Genomic DNA, 23,689 nt, shown 5'->3' with positions numbered 1-23,689 from the left:
ATCAGCCTTGTTGTGCCTGCAGCGCGGGAATGCGCCAGCTCTGCACGCCTTCGCGCGGGTAGTACATGCGCAGGATCAGATAGAAGCGGCCGGCCGGCGTGGGCAGCCAGTTGGCGGTGTCGGTGGGGCGTGCGTGGCTCAGCACGATCTCCAGGCTGCCATCCGCTGCGCGCTTCAAACCGGGCGTGCGGTCGCCGATCGCATGGCGCCTGATCTCGTTGGGGTAGAGAAAACGGTCGGCATCGTAGAGCGTCACCGACCAGAAGGCATCCGCCGGCGGCAGGTCGTCGGCCTCGAAGCGCATCGCATAGCTGCGCTGGCCGTCCAGCGGCTCCTGCTTCGCGTCGTGGTGCGCGGCGGCGTACACCGCCTCGCTGGTGGCCAGCGCGCCCAGGCCCAGGTAGGCGGTGCGGGCGCGGCCGAGGAATTCATTGCCGTAGCGTCCGGTGGAAGGCGTCATCGACCACGGCTTGGGGCGGCGGTTGCGGCCCGCGGCGCCGACCAGTTGCACGCCCTCGGCGAAGCCTTCGATCAGGCCTTCGCGCGCGGGTTCGTCCAGCGTGTCCCACGAGAACGCGGCGTCCGGCCGCAACCCGACCTGGCCGAACCACGCCACCAGCGCGCGGTCTTCCACACGGCCCGGCGCCTCGGCGAGCTCCCGGCACATGTTGGTGAAGAAGCGCGGCGCCACCTGCGCGGCCGGCTCGTCGTGCTCGAAGGCGGCGGCCATGGCATCCACGGGCGGGCCGGCCCAGTGCTCGACGGCGGCCGGGCGGCCTTGCAGCGTTGTGCCGGGGGCGGGCGCCAGCTTGATCTCGGACTGCAGCGCGCGAGCAGCCGGCCAGTCGCTCTCATCCCCGACCAGAATGCGGCCGATGAGCCAGACGAGATCGGTCGGGCAGTGCACCACGCGGTGGCCGGCGAGCGATTCCGGCACCGTGCCGCCGGGGCCGACGAGCACCACCGTCTCGCCCTCGGGGTTGCAGTTGCGCGGCCCCAGGTTCTCGAAGTTCTCGGTGTACGCGTCGTACAGCGGCAGCACGAAGTAGCGCCCCGGATGGCGCGCCGACGCGGGCACCGTCAGCAGCATCGGCCCGTGCGCCAGGTGCACCCACGCGATGGTGTAGAGCAGGTCGTTGGCGGGCGTCACCACATCGCGGTCTTCGTCGGTGGAAGGGCGCGGCGCGTGGTGCAGCGTGTTCAGCGGCGCGCGCACGTCCGAGCCGTGCGATGCACCGGCGCGGCGCTCGCCCTGCGGCGCGGTCTGCATCGCGCAGGTGCGGTAGGTCTCGGTGAGCGGGTAGCCGTAGACGAAGGCCGCCAGGCCGATCGAGCGGGCGAGTGCCTTGCGCGCGAGGGCGACGGCGAGTTGGGGTTCGGGAGCGTTCATGGGGAAGGTCTCGTTGCTGGAATTCATGGAGATGCGGATGGACGGCGCTCAGTCGAGCTTCACGCCCGTGGCCTGCGTGAGCCGCAGCGTCACGGGAAGAAAGGCCTTGTAGGCAGCGGTGGCCTCGGCCGGCAGGTTGCCGACCGGCTCGGCGCCCAGTTCCTCGATGCGCCGGCTGACCTCGGGCTGGCGGATCACCGCGCTGACTTCGCGCCCGAGTCGTTCGACCACCGCATCGGGCGTCTTCGCCGGCGCCATCAGCGAGGTCGGTCCGGTGAGCGCATAGACCTCGTCGGCGTAGCCCTGCTCGGCGAAGGTCGGCACGTCGGGCAGCGCCCTGGCGCGGCGCGGGCCGACGACCGCCAGCGCGCGCAGCTTGCCGGCCGCGATGTACGGCTGCAGCGTGGTGATCGAGCCCACGGTCATGTTGATGACGCCGCCGATCAGGTCGACCGCCATCGGGCTCTCGCCCTTGTAGGGCACGTGCAGCGTCTGCAGGCCGTAGGTCTTGTCCATGTAGACCTGGATCTGGTGCGGCTGCGTGCCCGGCCCCCACGAGCCCATCGTGTACTTGCCGGGCGCGGCCTTCACCGTGGCGATCAGGCTCTTGAAGTCTTTCGCGGGCACCGACGGATGCACCGCCAGCACGGTGCGCGTGGTGGCGATGTCCGAGACCATGCGCAGGTCGGTGCGCGGGTCGTACGGCAGCTTGCTGTAGAGCACCATGTTCGCAGTGACCGGGCCGGGGACAGTCAGCAGCAGCGTGTAGCCGTCGGGCGCGCTCTTGGCGACGTAGTCGGTGCCGATGATTCCGCCTGCGCCGCTGCGGTTCTCGACCACCACCGGCTGGCCCAGCCGCTTCGACAGCCCCTCGGCCACGATGCGCGCGAGGATGTCGGTGGAACCGCCCGCCTGGTACTGCACGATGATGCGCAGCGGCTTCGACGGAAAGGCGCTCTCCGCCAGGGCGCCGCCCGCGGCAAGGGCCATCGCCGCGCCGATGCCGAGCACGCGCACAAGTGTGGCGGCCGTCGCGCGTTGCTTCTTCGATGTCGTCATGCGATCTGTCTCCGGTGGTTGTTCGTTCATGTGCCGCGCCCGACGACCAGCGCATCGACCGCCACGCAGCCGCCATCGGCCAGCGGCCGTGCGATCAGCGGGTTGATCTCGGCGCTGTCGAGCGAGTCGCCGGCGCGCAGCGCAAAGTCGGCCAGCGCGCACAGCGCATCGGCGATCGATCCGAGGTCGACCGGCGCACGGCCGCGCGCGCCGTCGAGGATCGCGAAGGCACGCAGCCCGCGCACCATGGCCAGCGCGTCGTCGCGCGTGATCGGCAGCGCGCGCAGCGACACGTCGCGCAGCGTCTCGACGTGGATGCCGCCCAGGCCGAACATCAGCACCGGGCCGAACACCGGGTCGCGGTGCACGCCCGCGATGCATTCGACGCCGCCGGTCAGCATGCGTGCCACCAGTGCACCCTCGAGCCGCGCATCGGGCCGCGCGCTGAGGGCATGGTCGCGCGTGCGCTCGAAGGCCGCGCGCGCCTGCGCCGCGCCGCGCAGGCCGAGCGCCACGCCGCCGACGTCCGACTTGTGCGGGATGTCCGCGCTCACGATCTTCACCACCACCGCATCGCCGATGGCTTCGGCTGCTGCCGCGGCTTCGTCAGCGCTGCGCACCACGCGGTGTGCCACCACGGGCACGCCGGCTTCGGCGAGCAGTGCGAGTGCGTCGGGTTCGGACATCGCGCCGGGTGCGAGCTTGAGCGGATTCGATGGAGGCGCGGAGTCTGTCGAAGGCGCCGCGCCCGTCTTCAGCCCTGCCAGCGCGGCAATCGTGCGAATGCCATCCGAGGGATCGGCGAACACCAGGCAGCGCATCGCCTCCAGCTCGGCGCGGCGTTCCGGCGCCAGCAGCGTGCTGATTGCGAGCAGCGTGTTGGGGTAGGCCTCGCGCAGCGAACTGACGAGCCCGCGCAGCACGGGCCAGAACGCATCCGATGCGCCTGCCGCAGCCAGGAAGCCCATCCACGACGCGAAGCCGCGGTCGTCGAGCATCACGCGGGCGCTGCGCTCCAGCAGGCTCATGTCGTTGGTGACCTGCCCGGTGATGTCGACCGGGTTGCGCGGCGCCGCGAAGGGCACCCAGCTGCGCAGCGTGTCTTGCGCGGCGTCGCTCAGCGGCTGCACGTCCAGACCCTGCGCCGAGGCCTCGTCGGCCATCAGCGCGCCCACGCCGCCCGACAGCGTGAAGAGACCGATCGAACGGTCGCGCGGGCGCCCCGCCACGGCCGCGCTGTGCGCCAGGTCGAAGAACTCGGTGAGGTTGCGCGCACGCAGCACGCCGTACTGGCGGAACACCGCGTCGTACACCGCATCGTCACCTGCGAGCGCGGCGGTGTGGGAGGCCGCCGCCTGCGCGCCCAGCGCCGTGCTGCCGACCTTGACCATCACCACCGGCTTGCCGTGGGCTTGCGCCAATGCCAGCGCGGCGCGCAGCCGAGGGCCGTCGCGGCAGCCTTCCATGTAGCCCATGATCACGTCGGTGGCCGGGTCCTGCGCGAGCCAGGCCAGGCAGTCGGCGAACTGCACGTCGGCCTCGTTGCCGGTGGTGGCCCACAGCGACAGGCCGACGCCGCGCGCCCGCGCCATCGAGTACGCATAGGCGCCGAACGCGCCCGACTGGCTCACCAGCCCGATGCGCCCCGCCGCCACGCGGCCGACGGCGGGCGCCGGCGAGAAGGTCGCGTAGACGTTGCGCGCGATGTTCATGAAGCCCAGGCAGTTGGGTCCGATGAGCCGCACACCCGCTGCGCGCGCCTTGTCGCCGAGCCGCACCTGCGCGGCGGCACCCTCGGCGCCGATCTCGGCAAAGCCCGAGGAGAACAGCACCACCCCTTTCACCTTGGCGGCAATGGCGTCGTCGAGCGCACCATCGACCAGCGCGGCGGGCACGGCGAGGATGGCCAGGTCCACCGGCTGGCCGATGTCGCGCAGGCTCGGCCATGCGGGCAGGTCCTGGATGCGGTCGGCATTGGGGTTGACCGGATAGAGCGCGCCGTCGAAGCCGAAGCGGCGCTGAAAGTCGACCGGAATGCCGCCGATCTTCTGTGGGTTGGACGAGGCGCCGACCACCGCGATGGAGCGCGGTGCGAACAGGGCCGACAGCGATTCGGCCTGGGAAGTGAAGAAATCCATGGAGCGAGTGGAAGAGGGCGTTTCAGAAGTTGTGGCGGATGCCGGTGGCGATCACGCGCACGCCGTTGCCGCTGTTGGGTGCGACCGCGATGGTCGCGAGCGTGGCCGAGGCGCCGTGCCGGTTGAGCAGCCGCAGCCAGCGCGCATAGAGCACCGTGCGCTTGCTCAGGTAGTAGTCGTAGCCCAGCGTCCACGCCAGTTGCGAGCGGTCGGTGTCGGCCACCTTGCGCTGCATGGCCTCGAACATCAGGTTCGACGAAGGCGTCACGTTGTAGGTGGCGCCCAGGCTCGCGAGCTTTGCGCTCGGAACGTTGGGCAGGCTCGACGTGTTGCGCACGTAGTTGGCATAGAGCTGCAGCCCGATGGCCGGCAGTTCGTAAGCGCCGCTCAGCGCTTGGTAGGTGGTGGTGGCAGGCGAGGCCACGGGCGCCGCGGCCGAGCCCGAACGCGCGCGCTGGAATGCATAGGCGATGTAGTAGGGCTTGCTCGCCCAGCCCACGCTGCCGCCGTAGAAGTTGCCGCTCTGGCGGCTCGGCGCGCTCGATTCACCGGGTGCGTAGGCGATGTCCGCGAAGAAGTCGCTGCTGGCCGGCGTGCGGTAGCGCACCATGTTGCTGGCGCGGGCCGCGAAGGGCGTGAGGCCCGGTTGCGCATCGGTGGCGGCCACGAGGTTGATCGGCGAGAACACGGAGTTCACGCCGTACGGGTCGGCCTTGAACAGCGCATAGAACATCGGCGTGTACATGCGGCCCGCGTCGATCTGCCCCCACGGCGCCGAAAAGCCGACGAAGGATTGGCGGCTGAACGTGAGGGCCGGCCCGGGCAGCGTGCCGCTGCCGGTGTCGGGTGCAACGCCGCTTTCGAGCGTGAAGTGCACGCCCAACCCGCCGCCAAGGTCTTCGGTGCCGCGAAAGCCGATGCGCGACGCCGTCTGGCCGCCGTCTTCGAGCCGCACCGACGAGGTGTGGCCCGACTTGGCCTGCGCCATGTAGAGGTCGACGGTGCCGTAGACCGTCACGCTGCTCTGCGCCAGCGCGAGCGAGGAGGCCGCCAGCGCGAGGCCGGCGGTGCTTGTCTTCTTCATGTGGTCTTGTCTCCGGTGTGGCTTGCCGCATGCGGGTGCATGCCGGTGCCGCTTGTGTGCTTGTCGATGTCCGGTGCTTACGATAGAAACGACAGCCCCCTGAATCTGTCAACGCTTTGACAGATTCGCGAACATCACGGCAGGGAGAACCCGCTGGCCCGCTCGACCCCATCCACCCCCAGAGACGCTGAAGAAAGCACCGCGCTGCTCGAACGCGCGCTGCGCTGGAACGAACTGTTCTCGCGCTGGCCCGACGCGCGCCGCACCGAGCTGATGAAGTCGGCGCGCATGGAGCGCTACAGCCGGCGCACGCAGGTTCTGGCGCACGACCGCCACCGGCGGGAGCTGCTGGTGGTGGTGTCGGGCTGCCTGGAAATCAGCAGCATGAGCACCCACGGGCGCAAGTACGTCAACGCCCTGCTCGGCCCCGGGCAGGTGGCGCCGCTGGTGCGCCTGCTCGACGACGTGCCGCTGGCCTACGACTACCACGCGCACGAAGACTCGGTGATCGTCCACCTGCCCTGCGATGCCGTGATCGCGGTGCTCGATGCCGAGCCGATCCTGTGGCGCGACGTGGCCAAGCTGGGCCTGCAGCGCCAGCGGCTGAGCATCGTGCTGCTGCAGAACCAGATGCTCAATTCCGTGCACGGCCGCGTGGCCGCGACGCTGATGAGCCTGATCCACTTCTACAGCGGGCAAGGGGGACAGGGGGAGGGCGATTCGACCCCGCTCGTGCGCCTCTCGCAGCACGACCTGGCGGCCATGCTCGGGCTGTCGCGTCAGACCATCAACAAGGAACTGGGCCGGCTGCTGGCCGAAGGCGTGATCGACATGAGCTACAAGCGCATCCGCGTCATCGACGCCGAACGGCTTGCGCGCATCGCGGCAGGCACCTGAGCGATCTCAGGGGTGGATCTTCTCGCCCTTGGCGAGCATCTCGACGAACTGCGCGATGCGCCGGGCCCGCGTCTCGGGCTTCTTCGCGCCCTGCGTCCTGAACAGGATCGAGAAGCGGTTGCGCGCATCCAGCCTGGCGAAGAACGCGGCGGCTTTCTTGTTGGCATCGAGCGCCGCCTGCAGGTCGGGCGGCACGGTGGCGGTGCTCGATGCCTCGTAGGCCGCGTCCCAGCGCCCGTCGGCCTTGGCACGCTCCACCTCGGCCAGCCCGGCTGGCTGCATGCGGCCTTCTTCGATGAGCTTGAGCGCCTTGGCGCGGTTGATCTGCGACCAGATGCTGCGCCTGGTGCGCGGCGTGAAGCGCTGCAAGAAGTAATGCGCGTCGTCGCTCTTGCGCTGGCCGTCGATCCAGCCGTGGCACAGCGCGACTTCGAGCACGTCGACATAAGCCACCGTGGGAAAGCCGCTGTCCTTCTTCGCCATGCGCAGCCATACGCCGGCGGCGGTTGCATGGTGGCGCTTGAGCCAGCGCGCTCAGCCGGCCACGGTGGGGCAGTCGACCGGCGTGTCGTGCGCGACCCGCTCGGGAACAACCGCCGCCGTGGTCGCCTTGGCGCGCGCCGTGCTCATGGCACCCACCAGTAGCGCAGCGCGTGGAAGTAGATCGGCGCGGCGAAGATCACCGAGTCGAGCCGGTCGAGCATGCCGCCGTGGCCCTCGATCATCGAGCCCCAGTCCTTCACGCCACGGTCGCGCTTGATGGCCGACATGACCAGCCCGCCGAAGAAGCCCATGAGGCAGATGGTGAGCGCCATCAGCGCGGCCTGCCACGGGTTGAACGGCGTGGCCCAGTAGAGCGCGGCGCCCAGCGCGGTGGCGCTCGCCACGCCGCCGATCAGGCCTTCCCAGGTCTTGGAAGGCGACAGCTCGGGCGCCACCTTGCGCTTGCCGAGCAGCTTGCCCCACACGTACTGCAGCACGTCGCTGCCCTGCACCACGATCACGAGGAAGGCGATCAGCAGCAGGTTGCGGCCCTCGAAGCCCGGAATCTGCAGCGTGAGCAGTGCGGGCACGTGGCTGATGCAGAACACGCACACCATCAGGCCCCACTGGATCTTCGAGGTGCGCTCCAGAAAGCGCTGCGTGTCGCCGCCCATCGTCGCAAGAATGGGCAGCAACAGGAAGGCGTAGACCGGGATGTAGATCGAGTAGAGCCCGTACCAGTCGATCCAGATCAGGAAGTACTGGCCCGGCAATGCGACGAAGAAGGCCAGCGCGATCGCCCCGTGGTCGCCGCGCCGCGTGTAGGCCAGGCTGATGAACTCGCGCAGCGCATAGAACGAGATCAGGTAGAACAGCACGATCACGCCGCCCTTGCCGAGCGCGAAGGCCACGCCGATCACCGCCACCATCACCCACCACGCATTGACGCGGGCGTTGAGGTTGTCGATCACCGAATGCGGCTGGCCCTGCGCCACCCGCCACCTGAGCAGCGCGCCGATGGCCGAGGCCAGCACCAGCACGCCGAAGACGCCACCGAAGAGCTTGAAGGTGGTCCAGGCGAAAGGGGACATTTCGATCATGATGCGGTGCCCTCGGCCTTGTCGTTGCGGTCGTATTCGGGGCGAAGGTCCAGCATGGCGGTTCGCGCGCGGGCGATGAAGGTGTTCTTGTCTTCGCCTTCTTCCAGCTTGATCGGTGCGCCGAAGCGCACCGTGCAGGCCAGTGGAATCGGCACCAGCGTGCCCTTGGGCAGCACGCGCTTGAGGTTCTCGATCCACACCGGCACCAGCCGCACGTTGGGGCAGGCGCGCGCCAGGTGAAAGAGCCCGCTTTTCAGCGGCAGCAGGATGTCGTCGCCCGTGTTGCGCGTGCCCTCGGGGAACATGATGAGCGAGTCGCCGCCTTCCAGCGCGTCCTTCATCTGGTCGACCGGGTTGCCGCCCTGGCCCGAGCCGTCGCGCCGGATCATCAGCGCGTTGAACACGTCCTTGCCGATGAAGTTGCGCAGCTTCGAGGCCTCCCAGTAGTCCTGCCCCGCGACCGGCCGCGTGAGCGCGCGCAGGTCGGGCGGCAGCGTGGCCCACAGCAGCACGAAGTCGCCGTGGCTCGTGTGGTTGGCGAAGTACAGCGTCTGCTCGGCCTTGGGCGTGGTGCCCGACCAGATCGCACGCACCCCGGTCAGCAGGCCGGCCGCGCCGATGATCAGCTTGCCCGCGACGATGGCCGCGCCGCGCCGCAGCGCGGTGCTTTCGGGCGCTTGGGCGGGCGCGCCGTCGTTCTTTTTGTTGTTGTCTTCTTCGTTCAAGAGATGTCCTGTGTCATCAAGGCAAGGAGGAACATGGCGCTCTGGCAGGCGATCACGATGGCGTGGCGTTGCATGAGCTGCCGGGTGCCGCGCACGCGGTCGTCGAGCGGTCGCGTGGCGTGTTGCGACGGCGGCGCCTCGCGCAGCCCGAGGGCCGACAGCGCCTTGTCGAGTGCGTCGAGCGAGGCGACGGTGTTGCGCGCGAGGCCGTCGAACAGCGCCTCGTCGAAGCGCAGCCGGAACGCGAAGTAGCGCTCCAGCGCGCCGAGGATCAGGACCGCGCCGAAACCCATGGTGGCCGTGGTCGAGAGCGAGCGCAGCGTCAGCGCGAGCACCAGCGCCGAGATGCAGGTGAGCGCGAAGCCCCAGAGGGCCAGCGGCGTGGTGGCGCGCAGCAGGCCCGCCAGCGCGGCGCAGGTGGTGCGGTCGTTGTTGTTGTCATCGGTCATGGGGCGGTACCTCCGGCAAAGGCTTGAACGGCTCCAGCGACACCCGCCACGCGCCCCGCAGCACGATCTGCGGCCGTGCGCGGCGCACCGTGTCTTCGGCCTCGGCAGGGCCGCCGACCGGCCCGTAGCGGCCCAGCCAGGCGATCACCGCCGCAGCGCTGCGCGAGAAGCCGAGCGCGCAGCAGACCCACACTGTGGCACCGTCCGCGTTCCGGCGCTGGCCTTCGATGACCGCCGCCGCGCGCTGCAGCCGCACCGTCGGCGGCACGACCAGATCGAGCAAGGGCACGCAGTGCGCGTGCGGCACGCCGGCAGGCGTCTGCAGCTCGGCGCACAGGCTCACCAGCCGGGGCTGGCCGGCGGCCAGCCATTCGGCATGCGTCGGCCGGCGGCCCAGGCGAATGCCCGGAATCACCTCGACCGAGGCCGGCAGCTTGCGCGTCCAGAGCCATGCATTGAACGCCGCGCCGAGGCGGTAAGGCGCGAACAGCCAGCGTGCGGCCCAGCCCATGCGGCCCTGTCCGTTCATCTGGAAGCCGCGTGCGCCGAAGCCGATGTAGTTGAGCGCTACGAAAGCGAGCGATGCAGCGGGCCATGCGAGCCACAGCCACACCCCGCCGCCATACAAAGCCACAGCAAGGAACAGCACCGCACCCACCGCATAGAAGCCCGCGAGCTTCCAGCGTTGCGCATCGCGCGCGAGTCGCCACGCACGCGGCATCGACACCACGCGCTCCAGCGGCCACAGCCACACGCACGCCAGGCCGAGCAGCGCGCCGGTCGGAATGTCGATGAAGTGGTGCTGCCACGTCGTGAGCACCGAGGCGCAGATCGCGAAGGCCCACACATGCAGCACCACCCGCGCCCAGAGCAGGCGCGGTCCGCGCAGGAACTGCCGATACCAGTCCCAAAGGATCACCGCCAGCGCGATGTGCAGCGAAGGCGCCTGGTTGAACGGTTGGTCGAAACCGCGCAGCGCGTTGAACAGGAAGGCCGGCGCGCCATCGACAGCCGGCTGGCCGAAGCTGAAGTGCAGCGGCCAGACGATGAAGCAGGTGCAGGCGATCAGCGTTGCGGTAACGAGCCGCAGCGCATGACGGTCCAGCGTGTGCCTGCTGCGCGCGAGAAAGAGCGACAGCGCGTAGAAGACGTTGATCGTCCAGTACGGAAAGATCGTCCACGGCCAGAACGGCACGTGCCGCTCCCAGTCGAAAGCCATCGACGGCACGTTGGCGCGCGTGGTCGCCCACCAGTTGGCGAAACCGTAGGTCGCATAGAACAGCGGCCCCAAAAACACCAGCCATGCGGCTGCGCGTTTCCAAGGACGCTGTGCCAGCCAGGCTTTCATCGCCCGGTACGCACCGCCAGCGACACAGTGAAGATGCCCCACTCATCGACCCGCTGGTCGATCTTGCGAAAGCCCGCTTCCTCCACCAGTTGGTCCATCTCGACCTGCGTGCGGCGGCGCATCACCCAGGCTTCGCCCTGGCGGTGGCTGGTGAGTGCGCGCGCGATCATTTCGAGTTGCGGATGCCACGGCTGCCCGGTGTAGACGAGGTAGCCACGGTCTTCCACCGCATCGCCCACGCCCGCGAGCGAGCGCTTGACCATTTCGTTGTCGGGGAACAGCTCGTAAAGGCCCGACACCACCGCCAGCGTGGGCCGCGGCGTGACGCTGGCAAGGCTGATGCGGTCGAAGGCATCGGCCTGCACGAACTGCGCGATGTCTTCCAGGCCCTTCTCGGCGATGAGCGCACGGCCGTCGCGCACGTTGATGTCGCTGTAGTCGCGCAGCAGGATCGACGCGGCCTTGACCGGGCTGGCCTGCACCGCGTCGAGCACGTAGCGGCCATGGCCGGCCGCGATGTCCATCACGCGCACCTCGCGGTGCATTTCGGCCAGCCGCTCCATCGCGATGCGCAGCAGCTCTTCGACGTGGATCTTGCGTTGGCGGATGCCGCGCCAGCCGATGGAGTTCAGGTAGGTGTTGTCGATGGAGCGGCCCAGCGCGCCCTTGCCCTCTGGGTGGTTGCGGTAGACGTAGTCGAGCGTGCTGCCCGAGTCGAAGCCGGTCGCGTGGCCGAGCGCGATGCCGCTCGACAGCGCGCCGCCCACGCGCAGGCCGCCGCGCGTCATGGCCCAGTAGGCGCCGCGCGGCGACAGGGGCGAGAGCGGTTCGGCCAGCGCGCGCGATTCATCGGCGGTGTCGCCGCTCAGGTGTGCTTCGCGGCGGTCGACGGGTACGGCCGGCTCGTCGAAGCGCTGCAGGATGAATTCGCGGATCGACGCCACGGCGGGCGCGCGGTCTTTCTCGCCCAGCGTGTCGTGGAAGAAGCCCGGCAGTTCGGTCTTGGTCTTCACCGCGCTGCCCAGCCGCTCGAAGAACTGGTGCTGCGGCTTGTGGTGCACCACCCAGTCGGCGCCCGAGATCAGCAGTTGCACCGGCAGCGTGATCGCGTTGGCGTCGGCCACCACGCGGTCGGCCGCTTCGTACAGGCCCAGCAGGATGTTGACCGCGATGGGCCGCGAGATCAGCGGATCGCTCTCGTAGCTGGCGATGCGCTGCGGGTCGTGCGTGAGGAACTTCGCCTTCACGTAGCTGTTGACGAAGAACAGGCCGCGCAGCTTGTGCATCAGCCCCAGCCCGGCGCGCGCGAACGGCACGTAGAGCTTGACCTTGAAGGCCGGCGAAGCCAGCGTGAGGCCGCGCACCTTGGGTGCGTAGTCGTGCGCCCAGGTGGCGATCAGCACCGCGCCCACGCTCTGCGCGACGACGTGGATGTCCTGCTCGGGCACGCCGTGCGCGCTGCCGATGTGCTGCACGAAGGTCTGCACGTCGCGCACCGAGGTGCCGAAGCTCGGGCTGTAGCCGCGCTGGCCGGGCGAGCGGCCGTGGCCGCGTGCGTCCCAGGCGAAGAAGTCGAAGTCGGGCAGGTCGAGTTCGTCGACCAGGTGCGCCATGCGCGCGCCGTGTTCATGGCCGCGATGGAACAGCACGATGGCGCCGCGCCGCGTGGCGCCCGTGGCGGGCCAGTGGCGGTAGAACAGTGATTCGCCGTCGTGCGTCTGGAAATGAAGTTCGTTCGGAATGCGTGGGGTGATGTTGTTGGTCATTGAGTCCCTGTGAATTTGTGTTGTTCTGTCTTGTCGTCTTGTTCAGCGGCCACCACCGGCCGTGCTGGCCGCATCGGCTTCGGCCAGTGCGCGGCGGATGCGGTTGACGGTGGTCCAGGCCACGAGCACGGCGACCAGCGGCATGAGCCATGCCGTCCAGCCCGGCAGCGGCCAGCCCAGCGCGACGTAGAGACCGAGCGCGCCGAACACGAAGGCCCGGTCGCTCTTGCCCAAGGGGCCGTCGTAGCGGCGCGAGGCGCCCACCGTCGGGCCCAGCGCGCCGGCGAATTCGCTCAGCCCCGCCAGCACGATCACCGTGCCGATCCAGAACGGGCTGAACGGCAGCACCAGCGCAAAGGGCAGGTAGAGCGCGGCATCGGAGACCACGTCGGTCAGTTCGTTGAGAAAGGCGCCCAGCCTGCTTTGCTGGTTGTGCTCGCGCGCCAGCATGCCGTCGATGGCGTTGAAGGCCATGCGCAGGAACATCCATGCGGGGATGAGCCCGAAGGCCGCGAGCGAGGGCGCCGCGAAGAAAAGCCAGAGCCCGAGCACGACCGATACGACGCATGCAGCCATCGTGACCTGGTTGGCGGTGACACCCATCGCATGCAGGCGGACCACCAGCGGCCGCAGCAGGGCCTGGAAACGTGGCTTCAGTTCGTAGATGGACACGTGCTGGCCTTCCCCTCGTTAGTTATGTGGCCGAAGCATTCTGCCAGTGAAGAATGGCCCCCACGCTCGGCACTTCGTGTCCTCGCTGCCCCCCCGAGGGGGCCGCTCGCTTGCTTGGGGCGGCCCGGCGCGGCGCTCGGCACTAAACTCGCAAACGCAAACCCCCCTCAAATGACCATCCAGACCGACGACTTCGCGCCCGCCCCCCAACGCGTGGTGTCCGCAGCCCCCGCTTCGCCCAACGAAGAGGCAATAGAGCGGGCCTTGCGCCCTAAGCTGCTCGACGAATACGTCGGCCAGGCCAAGGTGCGCGAGCAGCTTGAAATCTTCATCGGCGCCGCGCGCAAGCGCAAGGAGGCGCTCGACCACGTGCTGCTGTTCGGCCCGCCCGGCCTGGGCAAGACCACGCTGTCGCACATCATCGCGGCCGAGCTGGGCGTGAACCTGCGCCAGACCTCGGGCCCCGTACTCGAAAAGCCCAAGGACCTGGCGGCGCTATTGACCAACCTCGAGCCCAATGACGTGCTCTTCATCGACGAGATCCACCGCCTGAGCCCGGTCGTCGAAGAAATTTTGTACCCCGCGCTGGAGGACTACCAGATCGACATCATGATCGGCGAAGGCCCCGCGGCGCGCAGCATCAAGCTCGACCTGCAGCCCTTCACGCTGGTCGGCGCCACCACCCGCGCCGGCATGCTGACCAACCCGCTGCGCGATCGCTTCGGCATCGTTGCGCGGCTGGAGTTCTACACGCCCGAAGAGCTGGCGCTGATCGTGACCCGCAGCGCGCGCCTGCTGAAGGTGGAGACCGACGAAACCGGCGGCTTCGAGATCGCCCGCCGTTCGCGCGGCACGCCCCGCATCGCCAACCGCCTGCTGCGCCGCGTGCGCGACTACGCCGAAGTGAAGGGCAACGGCCGCATCACCGAAGACATCGCGCACAAGGCGCTGGCCATGCTCGACGTCGATCCGCAGGGCTTCGACCTGATGGACAGGAAGCTGCTCGAAGCCGTGATCCACCGTTTCGACGGCGGTCCGGTCGGGCTGGACAACGTGGCCGCCAGCATCGGCGAGGAGCGCGACACCATCGAGGACGTGATCGAGCCCTACCTCATTCAACAGGGCTACCTGCAACGCACGCCGCGCGGGCGCATCGCCACGCTGGCCGCCTACCGCCATCTTGGCGTGACGCCGCCTTCGAGCCGTTCGGACGGCCAGGACCTTTTCGGAGCTTGAGAGAACCATGCACACCCATGACCTGAGCGCCTGGCAGCACGACCACCACTTCGGCGCCGGCAACGTTTCGGCCGAACGCAGCACGCGGCTGGTGATGTGGATCACCGCCGTGATGATGGTCATCGAGATCGGCGCCGGCTGGTGGTTCAACTCGATGGCGCTGCTGGCCGACGGCTGGCACATGAGCTCGCACGCGCTGGCCATCGGCCTGAGCGCTTTTGCCTATGCAGCCGCGCGGCGCTATGCCCGCGACCCGCGCTTTGCCTTCGGCACCTGGAAGATCGAAGTGCTGGGCGGCTTCGCGAGCGCGCTGGTGCTGCTGGGCATCGCGGCGCTGATGGTGGTGGGCTCGCTGGAGCGGCTGTGGTCGCCTTCGGCCATTCACTACCCCGAGGCGATCTCGGTGGCGGTTCTGGGGTTGGTGGTCAACCTGGTCTGTGCGCGGCTGCTGGGTGCGACGCACCATGGCCATGACCACGGGCATGACCATCACGATCACGGCGACCACGACGGCCATGGCCACGACCTGAACCTGCGCTCCGCCTACATCCACGTCGTGGCCGACGCCGCCACCTCGGTGCTCGCCATCGCGGCGCTGCTGGGCGGATGGTTCTATGGCTGGGCCTGGCTCGACCCGGCGATGGGCATCGTCGGCGCGGTGCTGGTCGCGGTCTGGGCCAAGGGGCTGCTGAAGGAAACCGGCAAGGTGCTGCTCGACCGCGAGATGGACCACCCGGTGACAGCCGAGATCCGCGAAGGCGTCGAAACCACCCTGGCCGATTCGGAAACCCGCGTCGCCGACCTGCACGTGTGGCGCGTCGGCCGGGGCGCCTATGCCTGCGCGCTCACGGTCGTGACGCACTCGCTCACGCTGACGGCCGACGAGGTGCGCGCGTGCTTCTCGATGCACGAGGAAATCCGCCACTCGACGGTGGAAATCCAGCGCTGCGTGGACTGAGCCGATGGTGCTTCATTCCTCCGCTGAGGCTGTGGTTCAGCGCCAGTTGGATGCCTACAACGCGAAGGACCTTCAGGCGTGGCTGGCCACCTATGCCGAAGATGCTCGGCAGTACGAACTGGCGGGGAAGCTGCTGGCCTCCGGGCACGCGGAGTTGCGGGCCCGCACCGAGGTTCGCTTCACCGAGCCTGATCTCCATGCGCATCTGCTGCAGCGCTCGGTCATGGGCAATGTCGTGGTCGACCATGAAGTGGTGACGCGCAACTTTCCCGAGGGTGTGGGCAGCGTGGAGATGGTCTGCATCTATGTGGTCAGGGACGGCCTGATCCAGACGGCATCGTTCGAGATCGGTCCACCAACGATGGGCCAAAAACCCGCATAGCCGCGTTCCGGGTCTTGCTCCTTCCCCCTCTGGGGGAAGGCTGGGATGGGGGCAGGCAGAGCGTGCCCAGTGGATACGCCGCTTGCCCCCACCCCGGCCCTCCCCCGGGAGGGGAGGGAGAAAGACAAAGTCGAAGACCGGGGCGCGCACGCCGCACGATGTTTTGGGTCTTGCTCCTTCCCCCTCTGGGGGAAGGTTGGGATGGGGGCAGGCAGGGCGTGCCCAGTGGATGCGCCGCTTGCCCCCACCCCGGCCCTCCCCCAGCGGGGGAGGGAGAAATTCAGGGACCAGGCCTTGCGTGCCGCACGATCAACACCTGCGCCACGTAATACGTAGCCAGCACCCACAGCGCCGCCAGCGGCAGCGGCATCACGAACCGGTTCGTCGCCAGCAGCGAATCGCTCAGCATGAAGAAGCACGCGCCTACCGCCACCCATCGCGCGGACGGATCGGTGTCGTGCAGCACCGCAGCCCGCCCGATGGCCTGCGCCGCCATGCAGGCGATCACCGTCACATAGACACCGACCGGAATGCGCAAGGCCGGCGGCAATCCGCCGTGCCAGAGAAACGCATACATCGCGACGCCGATCAGCAGCGTCGCCGCCAGCACGCCGCGCCGCGGGAACATGCCGACGCCGATGCGAAAGAGCGCGATGTACGCCAGGTGCGCGAGCAGGAAGGCCACGAGGCCGGGCACGAAGAAACTGGCCGGTCCCATCAGCAGCACGTCGCCCGCCAGCGAGCCGACCAGCCCCGCGAGCAGCAGCGCATCGAAGCGACCCACCCCACCAGCCTTCATCGCGCGCCGCGCCGCGAAGAAGATGGCGATCGACAGTGCCAGCGGCTTGAAGATGTGATGCAGCCACGCGATGTCCAGCGCCGCGCTTGCGGTGGCAAAGGCCGCTGCTTCCACCAGCAGCACCTCGGTGACCGACAGGCGCCCCTGCAGCGCGCCGCCGATGGCCCACAGGCACGCCGTCAGCGCGGCCAGCCAGACGGCCGACTGCTGCAGCGGCATCGCATCGGAAAACCAGAGGAAGACAGCCACGCCCGCCAGCATCAGCACGAACTGCAGGCCCGCGAACCACTGCACGCCGGCGCTGACCGGCGGCTCGTAGCGCGTCACCTTGGTGATGTCGAAGGCCGGCTTCGGAAAACGCGCCGCCACATCGGCCGGCCGCCACCCCGGCGGCTTGAACCACACGCGCAGCTTGTCGGCCCAGCTCTTCGCATGCCATGAGTCCTTGGCCAGTGCCCAGTACACCTCGGCGTTGGCCCACAGCGGGTCCCAGCTGCGCAACTCGCCGCGCGTGCCGTAGACGCAGCGTTCGTCTTCCTCGCGGAAGGTGCCGAACATGCGGTCCCACACGATCAGGATGCCGCCGTAGTTGCGGTCCAGGTAGTTGTCGTTCACGGCGTGGTGCACGCGGTGGTTCGACGGCGAGCAGAACCAGCGGTCGAACCAGCCGAGCTTGCCGACCTGCTCGGTGTGCACCCAGAACTGGTAGAGCAGGTCGATGAGCGACACGATGGCGAACACCACCGGCGGCACGCCCGCCACCGCCATCGGCAGATAGAAGATCCAGCCGAACAGCGCGCCGCTCGATGTCTGTCGCAGCGCGGTCGACAGGTTGTAGTGTTGGCTCTGGTGATGCACCACATGCGCGGCCCACAGCACGGCCGACTCGTGGCCCATGCGGTGCAGCCAGTAGTAGCAGAAGTCGTAGAACACCAGCGCCAGCAGCCAGCCGTACCAGGTGGTCCAGAAATCGCTGTCGGGAAACAGCGCCACCGCCGAATACACGGCGGTGTAGATGCCGATGCGCAAGAGGCCGGTGAGCACCGCGCTGATCTGGCTCAGCATGCCCAGCCCGATGCTGTTGACCGCATCGGCCAGGCGATAGGTGTCCTGCCCCGTGCCCCGGCGTGCGCGCACGCGGCCGACCGCGAATTCGATCGCTATCAGAAGAAAGAACACAGGGGTCGCGAAAACGATGATCTGGCCAGGGCGCATCGCGCGATTGTGGCGTTGCCGCCGGGCCACACGTCACCGGGATGTCACGGGGGCGCCATCGTCCGGTCACGTGGCAGTGGGAGCCTACCCGTCCATGCAACGCGACGACGCTTTCATCCGCGCATGGCGCGACACCGCGACCCGGGACCTCGACCCGGAGGACGAAGATCGCGCGCGACCACCGCTGCACTTTCGCACGCTGTGGATCTCCGACCTGCACCTGGGCACGCCCGGCTGCCAGGCCCGCGCGCTGCTCGACTTCCTCAAGCACACCGAGTGCGAGACGCTCTTTCTGGTCGGCGACATCATCGACGGCTGGCAGCTCAAGCGGCACTGGTACTGGCCGCAGGCGCACAACGACGTGATCCAGAAGCTGCTGCGCAAGGCACGCAAGGGCACGCGCGTGATCTTCATTCCGGGCAACCACGACGAGTTTGCGCGCAAGTACCTGCACCACAACTTCGGCGGCATCGACGTGGCCGAGGAATGGATCCACGAGACCGCCGACGGCCGCAAGCTGTGGATCATTCACGGCGACCTGTTCGACGGCGTGATCCAGTGCGCCAAGTGGCTCGCCTACGTGGGCGACTCGCTCTACGAATTCACGCTCAAGCTCAACCGCCACCTGAACTCGCTGCGCGCGCGCATGGGGCTGCCGTACTGGTCGCTGTCCAAGTACCTCAAGGGCAAGGTCAAGCGCGCCGTGAGCTACGTGGGCGACTTCGAGAACGCCGTGGCGCGCGAGGCCCGCAAGCGCGGCGCGCAGGGCGTGGTCTGCGGCCACATCCACCATGCCGAGATGCGCGACATCGACGGCATCCTCTACTGCAACGACGGCGACTGGGTCGAGAGCCTGACTGCCCTGGCCGAGCATGCGGACGGCACCCTGGAGATCATCGACTGGGCGCAGCACATGCCGGTGCCGTCGAAGGTGCCGGCGCCGCGCGAAGCGGTCGCGGCCTGAAAAAGAGACGGCCCCACGGCCTCTCTGGAGGCTGCTCATAATCTGCCGAGGCCGCGCAGATGGATATCTTGTCTGGCGCCAGGCCTTCCCCCAACAAGGCCTTGCATGACATCCGTTGTCCCCCTTCCCACGCCGAAGCCGCGAACGGCCCGACTCGTCCTGGTGACGCCCGACGGCACCGTGGTCGGCAGCCTGCCGCCGGTCACCGTCTCGACCCCTTGGTGGCAAGAGGCTGAACCGGTCGTCAGCGCGGTTCGCGAACAGCACGGCATCGAGGTCACGATCCTGCGGCTGCTGGCGGCTCAGGGCGAGCGGCCCCATGGCGGCCCGGTGACCTACCTCGCCGAAGTCGCGCAGCCGGTGCCCGCCGAGCCGTGGCACGGAACGCTCGACGAACACCCGCTGCGGCATCCCTACGCGCAGCCCGGTGGCCCGGCCGCCGACCTGGCGTGGGCGCTGAAGGTGCTGGCCGGACACGGCATGCATCCCGTGGGCGCGCCGGTCCAGATCCGGAGCTGGAATCTCTCCAGCCTCTGGCGCATTCCGGTCGAGGGCCAGCAGGTGTGGCTGAAGGTCGTGCCGCCTTTCTTCGCGCATGAAGGGCGGCTGCTGACACGGCTGGCGGACCAGCCCGTGCCGCGATTGTTCGGGCACGACGGCGGCCGCATTCTTCTGGCAGAAATCCCGGGGGAAGACCTGCACGAAGCCGAGCTGCCCGTGCTGCTGGACATGGTGACGCTGCTGGTCGGCCTGCAGCATGCGTGGCTGGGGCGGGGCGATGAACTGCTCGCGCTCGGCCTGCCGGACTGGCGGGCTCCGGCGCTCACGGCGGTGATCACTTCCGTGGTCGATCGCACGGCGAGTGCGCTCTCTTCGCAGGACCGTTCGGTGCTTGCCGATTTCCTGGCCGACCTGCCCCGGCGCTTCGCCGAGGTCGCCACCTGCGGCCTTGACGACACGCTCGTTCACGGCGATTTCCACCCCGGCAATGTGCGCGGCACGCCGCAGGCGATCACCTTGCTCGACTGGGGCGACAGCGGTGTTGGGCATCCGCTGCTCGACCAGCCGGCCTTTCTGAGCCGCGTGCCGGGCGATGCTCTCGGCACCGTCCGCGCGCACTGGCTGCAGCAGTGGCGGCAGGCCGTTCCGGGGAGCGATCCCGAGCGCGCCGCAGCCTTGCTGGCCCCGGTCGCTGCAGCCCGTCAGGCGGTGATCTATCAGCACTTCCTCGACCACATCGAGCCGGCGGAGTGGCCTTATCACGTCGTGGACCCTGTCGAATGGCTGCAGGAGACGGCCGTGCTGCTGCGCAAAGAGGCCAAGGCCGGCGCCTGAGCCGGCGTTTCTTCGTCCGATCCGACGATACCGGGGGCGGGGTTCCGGGCGCACACTGTCCGGTGCATTCCAACGGGACGACACCATGGCCTGGACACTCAGCGCGGCGGAGACCGCATTCCGAGACGAGGTGCGCGATTTTCTCGCGCGCGAACTGACACCCGAGCTGCGCGCGGCCGGCCGCCGATGCTCCGGCATCTTCACCGACTACGAATACGGCAACCGCTGGCACCGCATCCTGGCCAAGCGCGGCTGGAGCGTGCCGCACTGGCCCGTCGAACACGGCGGCACCGGCTGGACGCCGATGCAGCACTACATCTTCGCGAGCGAGCTGGCGGCAGCCGACGCACCGCCGCGCGCGCCCATGGGCCCCGGCATGGTCGCGCCGGTGATCATCGCCTTCGGCACCGAGGCGCAAAAGCGCGCATGGCTGCCCGGCATCCGCTCGGGCGAGGACTACTGGTGCCAGGGCTACTCGGAGCCGCAATCGGGCTCCGACCTCGCCTCGCTGCAATGCAAGGCCGTGCGCGATGGCGACCACTACGTCATCAACGGCACCAAGATCTGGACCACGCATGCGCAATACGCCAACCGCATGTTCTGCCTGGTGCGCACCACCTCGGGCGGCAAGCCGCAGCAGGGCATCAGCTTCCTGTGCTTCGACATTCCCGCGCCGGGCATCACCATCCGGCCGATCATCAGCATCTCGGGCGACCACGAACTCAACCAGGTGTTCTTCGACGACGTGCGCGTGCCCGCCGAAGGGCTGATCGGCGAAGAGAACCAGGGCTGGACCATCGCCAAGTACCTGTTGCAGCACGAGCGCGGCGGTGCGTGGGCGCCCATGCTGCGCGCACGGCTGCGCCGCCTCAGCGCGGCGGCCGATGCGGCGTTCGCAAGCTCCGGCCGCGACAGCGATGAGGCCAACGACATGGCCCTGCGCCTGGCCGAGATGGACTGCGCCATCGACGCCGTCGAAGCCACCGAACTCCAGTCGCTGCGCGCGCAGGCACGCGGTGAACCGCACGGCATTCGCCCATCGATGGGCAAGGTGCTCGGCTCCGAACTGCGCCAGCGGCTGACCGAACTCGGCGTCGAAATTGCCGGCCATTACGCCGCCGCCAACCTGCCGCTGGACGACGGCCTTGCGGGCGAGCTGCCAATTCCCGAAGAAGCCGTGTTCTCGATGTCGGCCTACCTCAACGACCGCGCCGCTTCCATCTACGCCGGCTCCAACGAGGTGCAGCGCAACATCGTCGCCGCCCACCTGCTCGCCCGCTGAGGTCATCGCCATGCACACAACACGCACCGAACAGGACGACACCCTCGCGATGCTGCGCGACAGCCTCGCGCGCTACCTCGACAACCACCACGGCTTCGAGCAGCGCCTGCATGCGCTGGCCCGCGCTGACGATGCGCCGCCGCCGTTCTGGCAAGGCCTCTCGCGCGAGCTGGACCTGCTGGGCGCGGCCTTGCCTGAATCGCACGGCGGAATGGGTTTCGGCATGGCCGCGCACCTCGCATTGGTGGAAACGCTGGGCGGCGCGCTCGCGGCCGAGCCGTATCTGTCGACGGTGGTGATCGGCGCGGGCCTGCTGCAGCACCACCCTGGCGCGCAGGCTGATGCGCTGCTCGCGCGCGTCGTCGCGGGGCAGGCCGTGCTGGCCTTTGCGCACAGTGAGCCGCAAAGCCGCTATGACCGCGCTGACGTGCAGACGCGTCTTGTGCGCGAAGGCGACGGCTTCCGGCTCGATGGCCACAAGGCGGTCGTGCAGGCCGCGCCGTGGGCCAGCCACCTGATCGTCACGGCGCGCAGCAAAGGCGGCCCTCGCGATGCGGACGGCCTCTCGCTGGTCGTCGTACCGAAGGACACGAAGGGCCTGCGCCTGCGCGCCTACCCGACACGCGACGGCGGCCGTGCCGCGGACATCGTCTTCGACAACGTGCGATTGCCCGCCGATGCCTTGCTCGGCACCGAAGGCGCAGCGCTGCCGCAGATCGAGCAGGCGCTCGACGAAGCCACGCTCGCCATCTGCGCCGAATCCATCGGCGTCATGCGGCGCCTGATGCGCGACACGCTCGACTACGTGCGCCAGCGCAAGCAGTTCGGCGTGCCGATCTCCAGCTTCCAGGTGCTGCAGCATCGCCTGGCCGACATGCACATGGCGTTGGAGCAGGCCGCCGCGCTCACCGCGAGCGTGGGCGAAACCATCGATACCGCGACGGCGCATGAGCGCGCCCGCGCCGTGTCGTCCGCCAAGGTGGCCGTCGCCAAGGCATGCAAGGCCGTGGGCCAGGGCGCGGTGCAACTGCACGGCGGCATGGGCATGACGGAAGAGCTGGCGGTCGGCCACTACGTGCGCCGCGCCACCCTCATCGAAGGCCAGTTCGGCCCGGCCTCGTGGCACCTGCGCCGCGTGGCGCGGCTTCGCGCCGCGAACGCCGCGAACGACGCGATCGACACTAACGACGTGCGGTAGCCACAACCCGCGCGCCGCATTCGTCGCTTTCGACGATGCAGCGCCATCGCCCCCGCGCCAAGATCGCTCCACGCAACAGGAGACAAACATGGCAGGCCCATTGCAGGGACTTCGGGTGATCGAGATGGCGGGCATCGGCCCCGGGCCTTTCTGCGCGATGCTGTTCGCCGACATGGGCGCGGAGGTGATCCGCATCGAGCGCCCCGGCACACGCACCGCGCCGCACGACATCCTCGCGCGCGGGCGCAGCACGCTGCAGGTCGACCTTCGCGCGGAGGGCGCGGCGCAATCGGTGCTCGACGCCATCGCCAAGGCCGACGTGCTCATCGAGGGCTTTCGCCCCGGTGTCATGGAGCGGCTGGGCCTGGGCCCCACCGAGTGCCATGCGCGCAACCCGCGCCTTGTGTACGGCCGCATGACCGGCTGGGGCCAGCACGGTCCGCTGGCGCATGCGGCGGGCCACGACATCAACTACATCGCCATCAGCGGCGCGCTGCACGCCATCGGCCGCGCGGGCGAGCCGCCCGTGCCGCCGCTCAACTACGTGGGCGACTTCGGCGGCGGCGCGATGCTGCTGGCCTTCGGCATTCTGGCCGCGCTGCACGAAGCGAAGGGTTCGGGGCAGGGCCAGGTGGTCGATGCCGCCATGACCGACGGCGCGGCGCTGCTGTCTTCGATGATGTACGGCTTCAAGTCGGCCGGCCAGTGGAGCAACCAGCGCGGCGAGAACATGCTGGACGGCGGCGCGCACTTCTACGACACCTACGCCTGCGCCGACGGCAAGTACGTGGCCGTGGGCGCCATCGAGCCGCAGTTCTACGCGCTCATGCGCGAGCGCTGCGGCATCGCCGACGACCCGGCCTTCGACGCGCAGATGGACGCCGACCGCTGGCCGCTGCTCAAGCTGCGCATGGCCGATGTGTTTCGCACCCGCACGCGCGACGAATGGTGCGTGCTGCTCGAAGGAAGCGACGCCTGCTTCGCCCCCGTGCTCGATTGGGACGAGGCGCCCGAGCATCCGCACAACGTGGCGCGCGGCACCTTCGCCAACGTGGGCGGCGTGGTGCAGCCCGCGCCCGCGCCACGCTTCAGCCGCACCGCGCCGGTGTTGCCGCCGGCCAAGGCGCACGACGACGGCCAGGCCGTGCTGCGCCGCTGGGGCGTGGCCGCCGAAGCCATCGTGCCCCTGGGCGTCGCCTGAACAAACAG

Annotated in this window: 21 protein-coding genes and 1 pseudogene; 9 read left to right on the top strand and 13 right to left on the bottom strand. The window is 69.0% G+C overall.

Annotated elements, in window-relative coordinates:
- Window position 1: 1 nt before the first annotated feature.
- From ACSFB7_RS21865 to ACSFB7_RS21845, 5 genes are all read right to left on the bottom strand, one after another.
- On the bottom strand, window positions 2-1,390 hold the full coding sequence (locus tag ACSFB7_RS21865) for a DUF1254 domain-containing protein (RefSeq protein WP_435473871.1): 1,389 nt from the start codon (window positions 1,388-1,390) through the stop codon (window positions 2-4).
- A gap of 48 nt (window positions 1,391-1,438) precedes the next feature.
- Window positions 1,439-2,380 (bottom strand): Bug family tripartite tricarboxylate transporter substrate binding protein, encoded by a 942-nt coding sequence (locus tag ACSFB7_RS21860; RefSeq protein ID WP_435474129.1) that lies wholly within the window; start codon window positions 2,378-2,380, stop codon window positions 1,439-1,441.
- 95 nt (window positions 2,381-2,475) lie between these two features.
- Window positions 2,476-4,587 (bottom strand): acetate--CoA ligase family protein, encoded by a 2,112-nt coding sequence (locus ACSFB7_RS21855; RefSeq protein WP_435473869.1) that lies wholly within the window; start codon window positions 4,585-4,587, stop codon window positions 2,476-2,478.
- 22 nt (window positions 4,588-4,609) lie between these two features.
- On the bottom strand, window positions 4,610-5,671 hold the full coding sequence (locus tag ACSFB7_RS21850; protein WP_435473867.1) for a porin: 1,062 nt from the start codon (window positions 5,669-5,671) through the stop codon (window positions 4,610-4,612).
- A gap of 134 nt (window positions 5,672-5,805) precedes the next feature.
- Window positions 5,806-5,961 carry a hypothetical protein gene (locus ACSFB7_RS21845; RefSeq protein ID WP_435473865.1) on the bottom strand — a complete coding sequence of 52 codons (156 nt, stop codon included), beginning with the start codon at window positions 5,959-5,961 and terminating at the stop codon, window positions 5,806-5,808.
- Between ACSFB7_RS21845 and ACSFB7_RS21840 the strand changes: the two genes are divergently transcribed.
- Window positions 5,960-6,568 (top strand): Crp/Fnr family transcriptional regulator, encoded by a 609-nt coding sequence (locus ACSFB7_RS21840; protein ID WP_435473863.1) that lies wholly within the window; start codon window positions 5,960-5,962, stop codon window positions 6,566-6,568. The genes ACSFB7_RS21845 and ACSFB7_RS21840 overlap by 2 nt on opposite strands.
- 6 nt (window positions 6,569-6,574) lie before the next feature.
- Here the strand turns inward: ACSFB7_RS21840 and ACSFB7_RS21835 are convergent.
- The 7 genes and pseudogenes from ACSFB7_RS21835 to ACSFB7_RS21805 form a co-directional block, all read right to left on the bottom strand.
- Window positions 6,575-7,198, bottom strand: a pseudogene (locus ACSFB7_RS21835) (YdeI/OmpD-associated family protein).
- The gene (locus ACSFB7_RS21830; protein WP_435473861.1) at window positions 7,195-8,151 is read right to left on the bottom strand and encodes a phosphatidate cytidylyltransferase; all 957 of its coding nucleotides are present in this window, start codon (window positions 8,149-8,151) and stop codon (window positions 7,195-7,197) included. Before ACSFB7_RS21830 ends, ACSFB7_RS21835 begins: the two are co-directional and overlap by 4 nt.
- Window positions 8,148-8,876, bottom strand: coding sequence for a lysophospholipid acyltransferase family protein (locus ACSFB7_RS21825; RefSeq protein WP_435473859.1), 729 nt, complete (start codon window positions 8,874-8,876; stop codon window positions 8,148-8,150). Before ACSFB7_RS21825 ends, ACSFB7_RS21830 begins: the two co-directional genes overlap by 4 nt.
- The gene (locus tag ACSFB7_RS21820) at window positions 8,873-9,325 is read right to left on the bottom strand and encodes a hypothetical protein (RefSeq protein ID WP_435473857.1); all 453 of its coding nucleotides are present in this window, start codon (window positions 9,323-9,325) and stop codon (window positions 8,873-8,875) included. The genes ACSFB7_RS21825 and ACSFB7_RS21820 overlap by 4 nt, the downstream gene beginning before the upstream one ends.
- Window positions 9,315-10,673, bottom strand: a complete 1,359-nt coding sequence (locus ACSFB7_RS21815; RefSeq protein WP_435473855.1) for a phosphatase PAP2/dual specificity phosphatase family protein — start codon at window positions 10,671-10,673, stop codon at window positions 9,315-9,317. Before ACSFB7_RS21815 ends, ACSFB7_RS21820 begins: the two co-directional genes overlap by 11 nt.
- A complete protein-coding gene (locus ACSFB7_RS21810) occupies window positions 10,670-12,439 on the bottom strand; it encodes a bifunctional alpha/beta hydrolase/class I SAM-dependent methyltransferase (protein ID WP_435473853.1) in 1,770 nt (589 codons plus the stop codon). The genes ACSFB7_RS21815 and ACSFB7_RS21810 overlap by 4 nt, the downstream gene beginning before the upstream one ends.
- Window positions 12,440-12,481: 42 nt before the next feature.
- Window positions 12,482-13,111: a CDP-alcohol phosphatidyltransferase family protein gene (locus tag ACSFB7_RS21805; RefSeq protein WP_435473851.1), complete on the bottom strand. Its 630-nt coding sequence runs from the start codon at window positions 13,109-13,111 to the stop codon at window positions 12,482-12,484.
- A 171-nt stretch (window positions 13,112-13,282) separates the two neighbouring features.
- Here ACSFB7_RS21805 and ruvB point away from each other — a divergent pair, with 171 nt between their 5' ends.
- From ruvB to ACSFB7_RS21790, 3 genes are read left to right on the top strand one after another with little or no spacing between them, the layout of a single operon-like run.
- Complete coding sequence (ruvB, locus tag ACSFB7_RS21800) at window positions 13,283-14,347, top strand: Holliday junction branch migration DNA helicase RuvB (protein ID WP_124459683.1); 1,065 nt, start codon at window positions 13,283-13,285, stop codon at window positions 14,345-14,347.
- A gap of 7 nt (window positions 14,348-14,354) precedes the next feature.
- A complete protein-coding gene (gene dmeF / locus ACSFB7_RS21795) occupies window positions 14,355-15,305 on the top strand; it encodes a CDF family Co(II)/Ni(II) efflux transporter DmeF (RefSeq protein WP_435473848.1) in 951 nt (316 codons plus the stop codon).
- A 4-nt stretch (window positions 15,306-15,309) separates the two neighbouring features.
- On the top strand, window positions 15,310-15,687 hold the full coding sequence (locus ACSFB7_RS21790; RefSeq protein WP_435473846.1) for a nuclear transport factor 2 family protein: 378 nt from the start codon (window positions 15,310-15,312) through the stop codon (window positions 15,685-15,687).
- A 280-nt stretch (window positions 15,688-15,967) separates the two neighbouring features.
- Here the strand turns inward: ACSFB7_RS21790 and ACSFB7_RS21785 are convergent, their stop codons facing one another.
- On the bottom strand, window positions 15,968-17,701 hold the full coding sequence (locus ACSFB7_RS21785) for a lysoplasmalogenase family protein (protein ID WP_435473844.1): 1,734 nt from the start codon (window positions 17,699-17,701) through the stop codon (window positions 15,968-15,970).
- 94 nt (window positions 17,702-17,795) lie between these two features.
- Between ACSFB7_RS21785 and ACSFB7_RS21780 the strand changes: the two genes are divergently transcribed.
- The 5 genes from ACSFB7_RS21780 to ACSFB7_RS21760 all read left to right on the top strand — a co-directional run bounded on the left by ACSFB7_RS21780 (window position 17,796) and on the right by ACSFB7_RS21760 (window position 23,681).
- Entirely contained in the window at window positions 17,796-18,665 is an 870-nt protein-coding gene (locus ACSFB7_RS21780) for a UDP-2,3-diacylglucosamine diphosphatase (RefSeq protein WP_435473842.1), read from the top strand.
- A 105-nt stretch (window positions 18,666-18,770) separates the two neighbouring features.
- On the top strand, window positions 18,771-20,000 hold the full coding sequence (locus ACSFB7_RS21775; RefSeq protein ID WP_435473840.1) for an aminoglycoside phosphotransferase family protein: 1,230 nt from the start codon (window positions 18,771-18,773) through the stop codon (window positions 19,998-20,000).
- Between the two features lie 85 nt (window positions 20,001-20,085).
- Window positions 20,086-21,282, top strand: a complete 1,197-nt coding sequence (locus ACSFB7_RS21770) for an acyl-CoA dehydrogenase family protein (protein WP_435473838.1) — start codon at window positions 20,086-20,088, stop codon at window positions 21,280-21,282.
- Window positions 21,283-21,292: 10 nt separating this feature from the next.
- Entirely contained in the window at window positions 21,293-22,480 is a 1,188-nt protein-coding gene (locus ACSFB7_RS21765; protein ID WP_435473836.1) for an acyl-CoA dehydrogenase family protein, read from the top strand.
- A gap of 88 nt (window positions 22,481-22,568) precedes the next feature.
- The gene (locus ACSFB7_RS21760; RefSeq protein ID WP_435473834.1) at window positions 22,569-23,681 is read left to right on the top strand and encodes a CaiB/BaiF CoA transferase family protein; all 1,113 of its coding nucleotides are present in this window, start codon (window positions 22,569-22,571) and stop codon (window positions 23,679-23,681) included.
- Window positions 23,682-23,689 lie beyond the last annotated feature (8 nt).

It is taken from the genome of Variovorax raffinosi (assembly GCF_051216615.1).
Taxonomy (GTDB): Bacteria; Pseudomonadota; Gammaproteobacteria; order Burkholderiales; family Burkholderiaceae_C; genus Variovorax.
The sequence above is the reverse complement of the archived record's forward strand: the minus strand, read 5'-3'. Positions and strand labels throughout refer to the sequence as shown.

What these genes read in the sequence shown, in the direction of transcription:
- ACSFB7_RS21770 (WP_435473838.1), top strand. Translation starts at nt 20,086, where the DNA reads ATGGCCTGGACACTCAGCGCGGCGGAGACCGCATTCCGAGACGAGGTG.
- ACSFB7_RS21855 (WP_435473869.1), bottom strand. Translation starts at nt 4,587, where the DNA reads ATGGATTTCTTCACTTCCCAGGCCGAATCGCTGTCGGCCCTGTTCGCA.
- ACSFB7_RS21850 (WP_435473867.1), bottom strand. Translation starts at nt 5,671, where the DNA reads ATGAAGAAGACAAGCACCGCCGGCCTCGCGCTGGCGGCCTCCTCGCTC.
- ACSFB7_RS21780 (WP_435473842.1), top strand. Translation starts at nt 17,796, where the DNA reads ATGCAACGCGACGACGCTTTCATCCGCGCATGGCGCGACACCGCGACC.
- ACSFB7_RS21820 (WP_435473857.1), bottom strand. Translation starts at nt 9,325, where the DNA reads ATGACCGATGACAACAACAACGACCGCACCACCTGCGCCGCGCTGGCG.
- ACSFB7_RS21810 (WP_435473853.1), bottom strand. Translation starts at nt 12,439, where the DNA reads ATGACCAACAACATCACCCCACGCATTCCGAACGAACTTCATTTCCAG.
- ACSFB7_RS21765 (WP_435473836.1), top strand. Translation starts at nt 21,293, where the DNA reads ATGCACACAACACGCACCGAACAGGACGACACCCTCGCGATGCTGCGC.
- ACSFB7_RS21860 (WP_435474129.1), bottom strand. Translation starts at nt 2,380, where the DNA reads ATGGCCCTTGCCGCGGGCGGCGCCCTGGCGGAGAGCGCCTTTCCGTCG.
- dmeF (WP_435473848.1), top strand. Translation starts at nt 14,355, where the DNA reads ATGCACACCCATGACCTGAGCGCCTGGCAGCACGACCACCACTTCGGC.
- ACSFB7_RS21830 (WP_435473861.1), bottom strand. Translation starts at nt 8,151, where the DNA reads ATGATCGAAATGTCCCCTTTCGCCTGGACCACCTTCAAGCTCTTCGGT.
- ACSFB7_RS21790 (WP_435473846.1), top strand. Translation starts at nt 15,310, where the DNA reads ATGGTGCTTCATTCCTCCGCTGAGGCTGTGGTTCAGCGCCAGTTGGAT.
- ruvB (WP_124459683.1), top strand. Translation starts at nt 13,283, where the DNA reads ATGACCATCCAGACCGACGACTTCGCGCCCGCCCCCCAACGCGTGGTG.
- ACSFB7_RS21845 (WP_435473865.1), bottom strand. Translation starts at nt 5,961, where the DNA reads ATGCGCGCCGACTTCATCAGCTCGGTGCGGCGCGCGTCGGGCCAGCGC.
- ACSFB7_RS21840 (WP_435473863.1), top strand. Translation starts at nt 5,960, where the DNA reads ATGGAGCGCTACAGCCGGCGCACGCAGGTTCTGGCGCACGACCGCCAC.
- ACSFB7_RS21760 (WP_435473834.1), top strand. Translation starts at nt 22,569, where the DNA reads ATGGCAGGCCCATTGCAGGGACTTCGGGTGATCGAGATGGCGGGCATC.
- ACSFB7_RS21815 (WP_435473855.1), bottom strand. Translation starts at nt 10,673, where the DNA reads ATGAAAGCCTGGCTGGCACAGCGTCCTTGGAAACGCGCAGCCGCATGG.
- ACSFB7_RS21785 (WP_435473844.1), bottom strand. Translation starts at nt 17,701, where the DNA reads ATGCGCCCTGGCCAGATCATCGTTTTCGCGACCCCTGTGTTCTTTCTT.
- ACSFB7_RS21865 (WP_435473871.1), bottom strand. Translation starts at nt 1,390, where the DNA reads ATGAACGCTCCCGAACCCCAACTCGCCGTCGCCCTCGCGCGCAAGGCA.
- ACSFB7_RS21775 (WP_435473840.1), top strand. Translation starts at nt 18,771, where the DNA reads ATGACATCCGTTGTCCCCCTTCCCACGCCGAAGCCGCGAACGGCCCGA.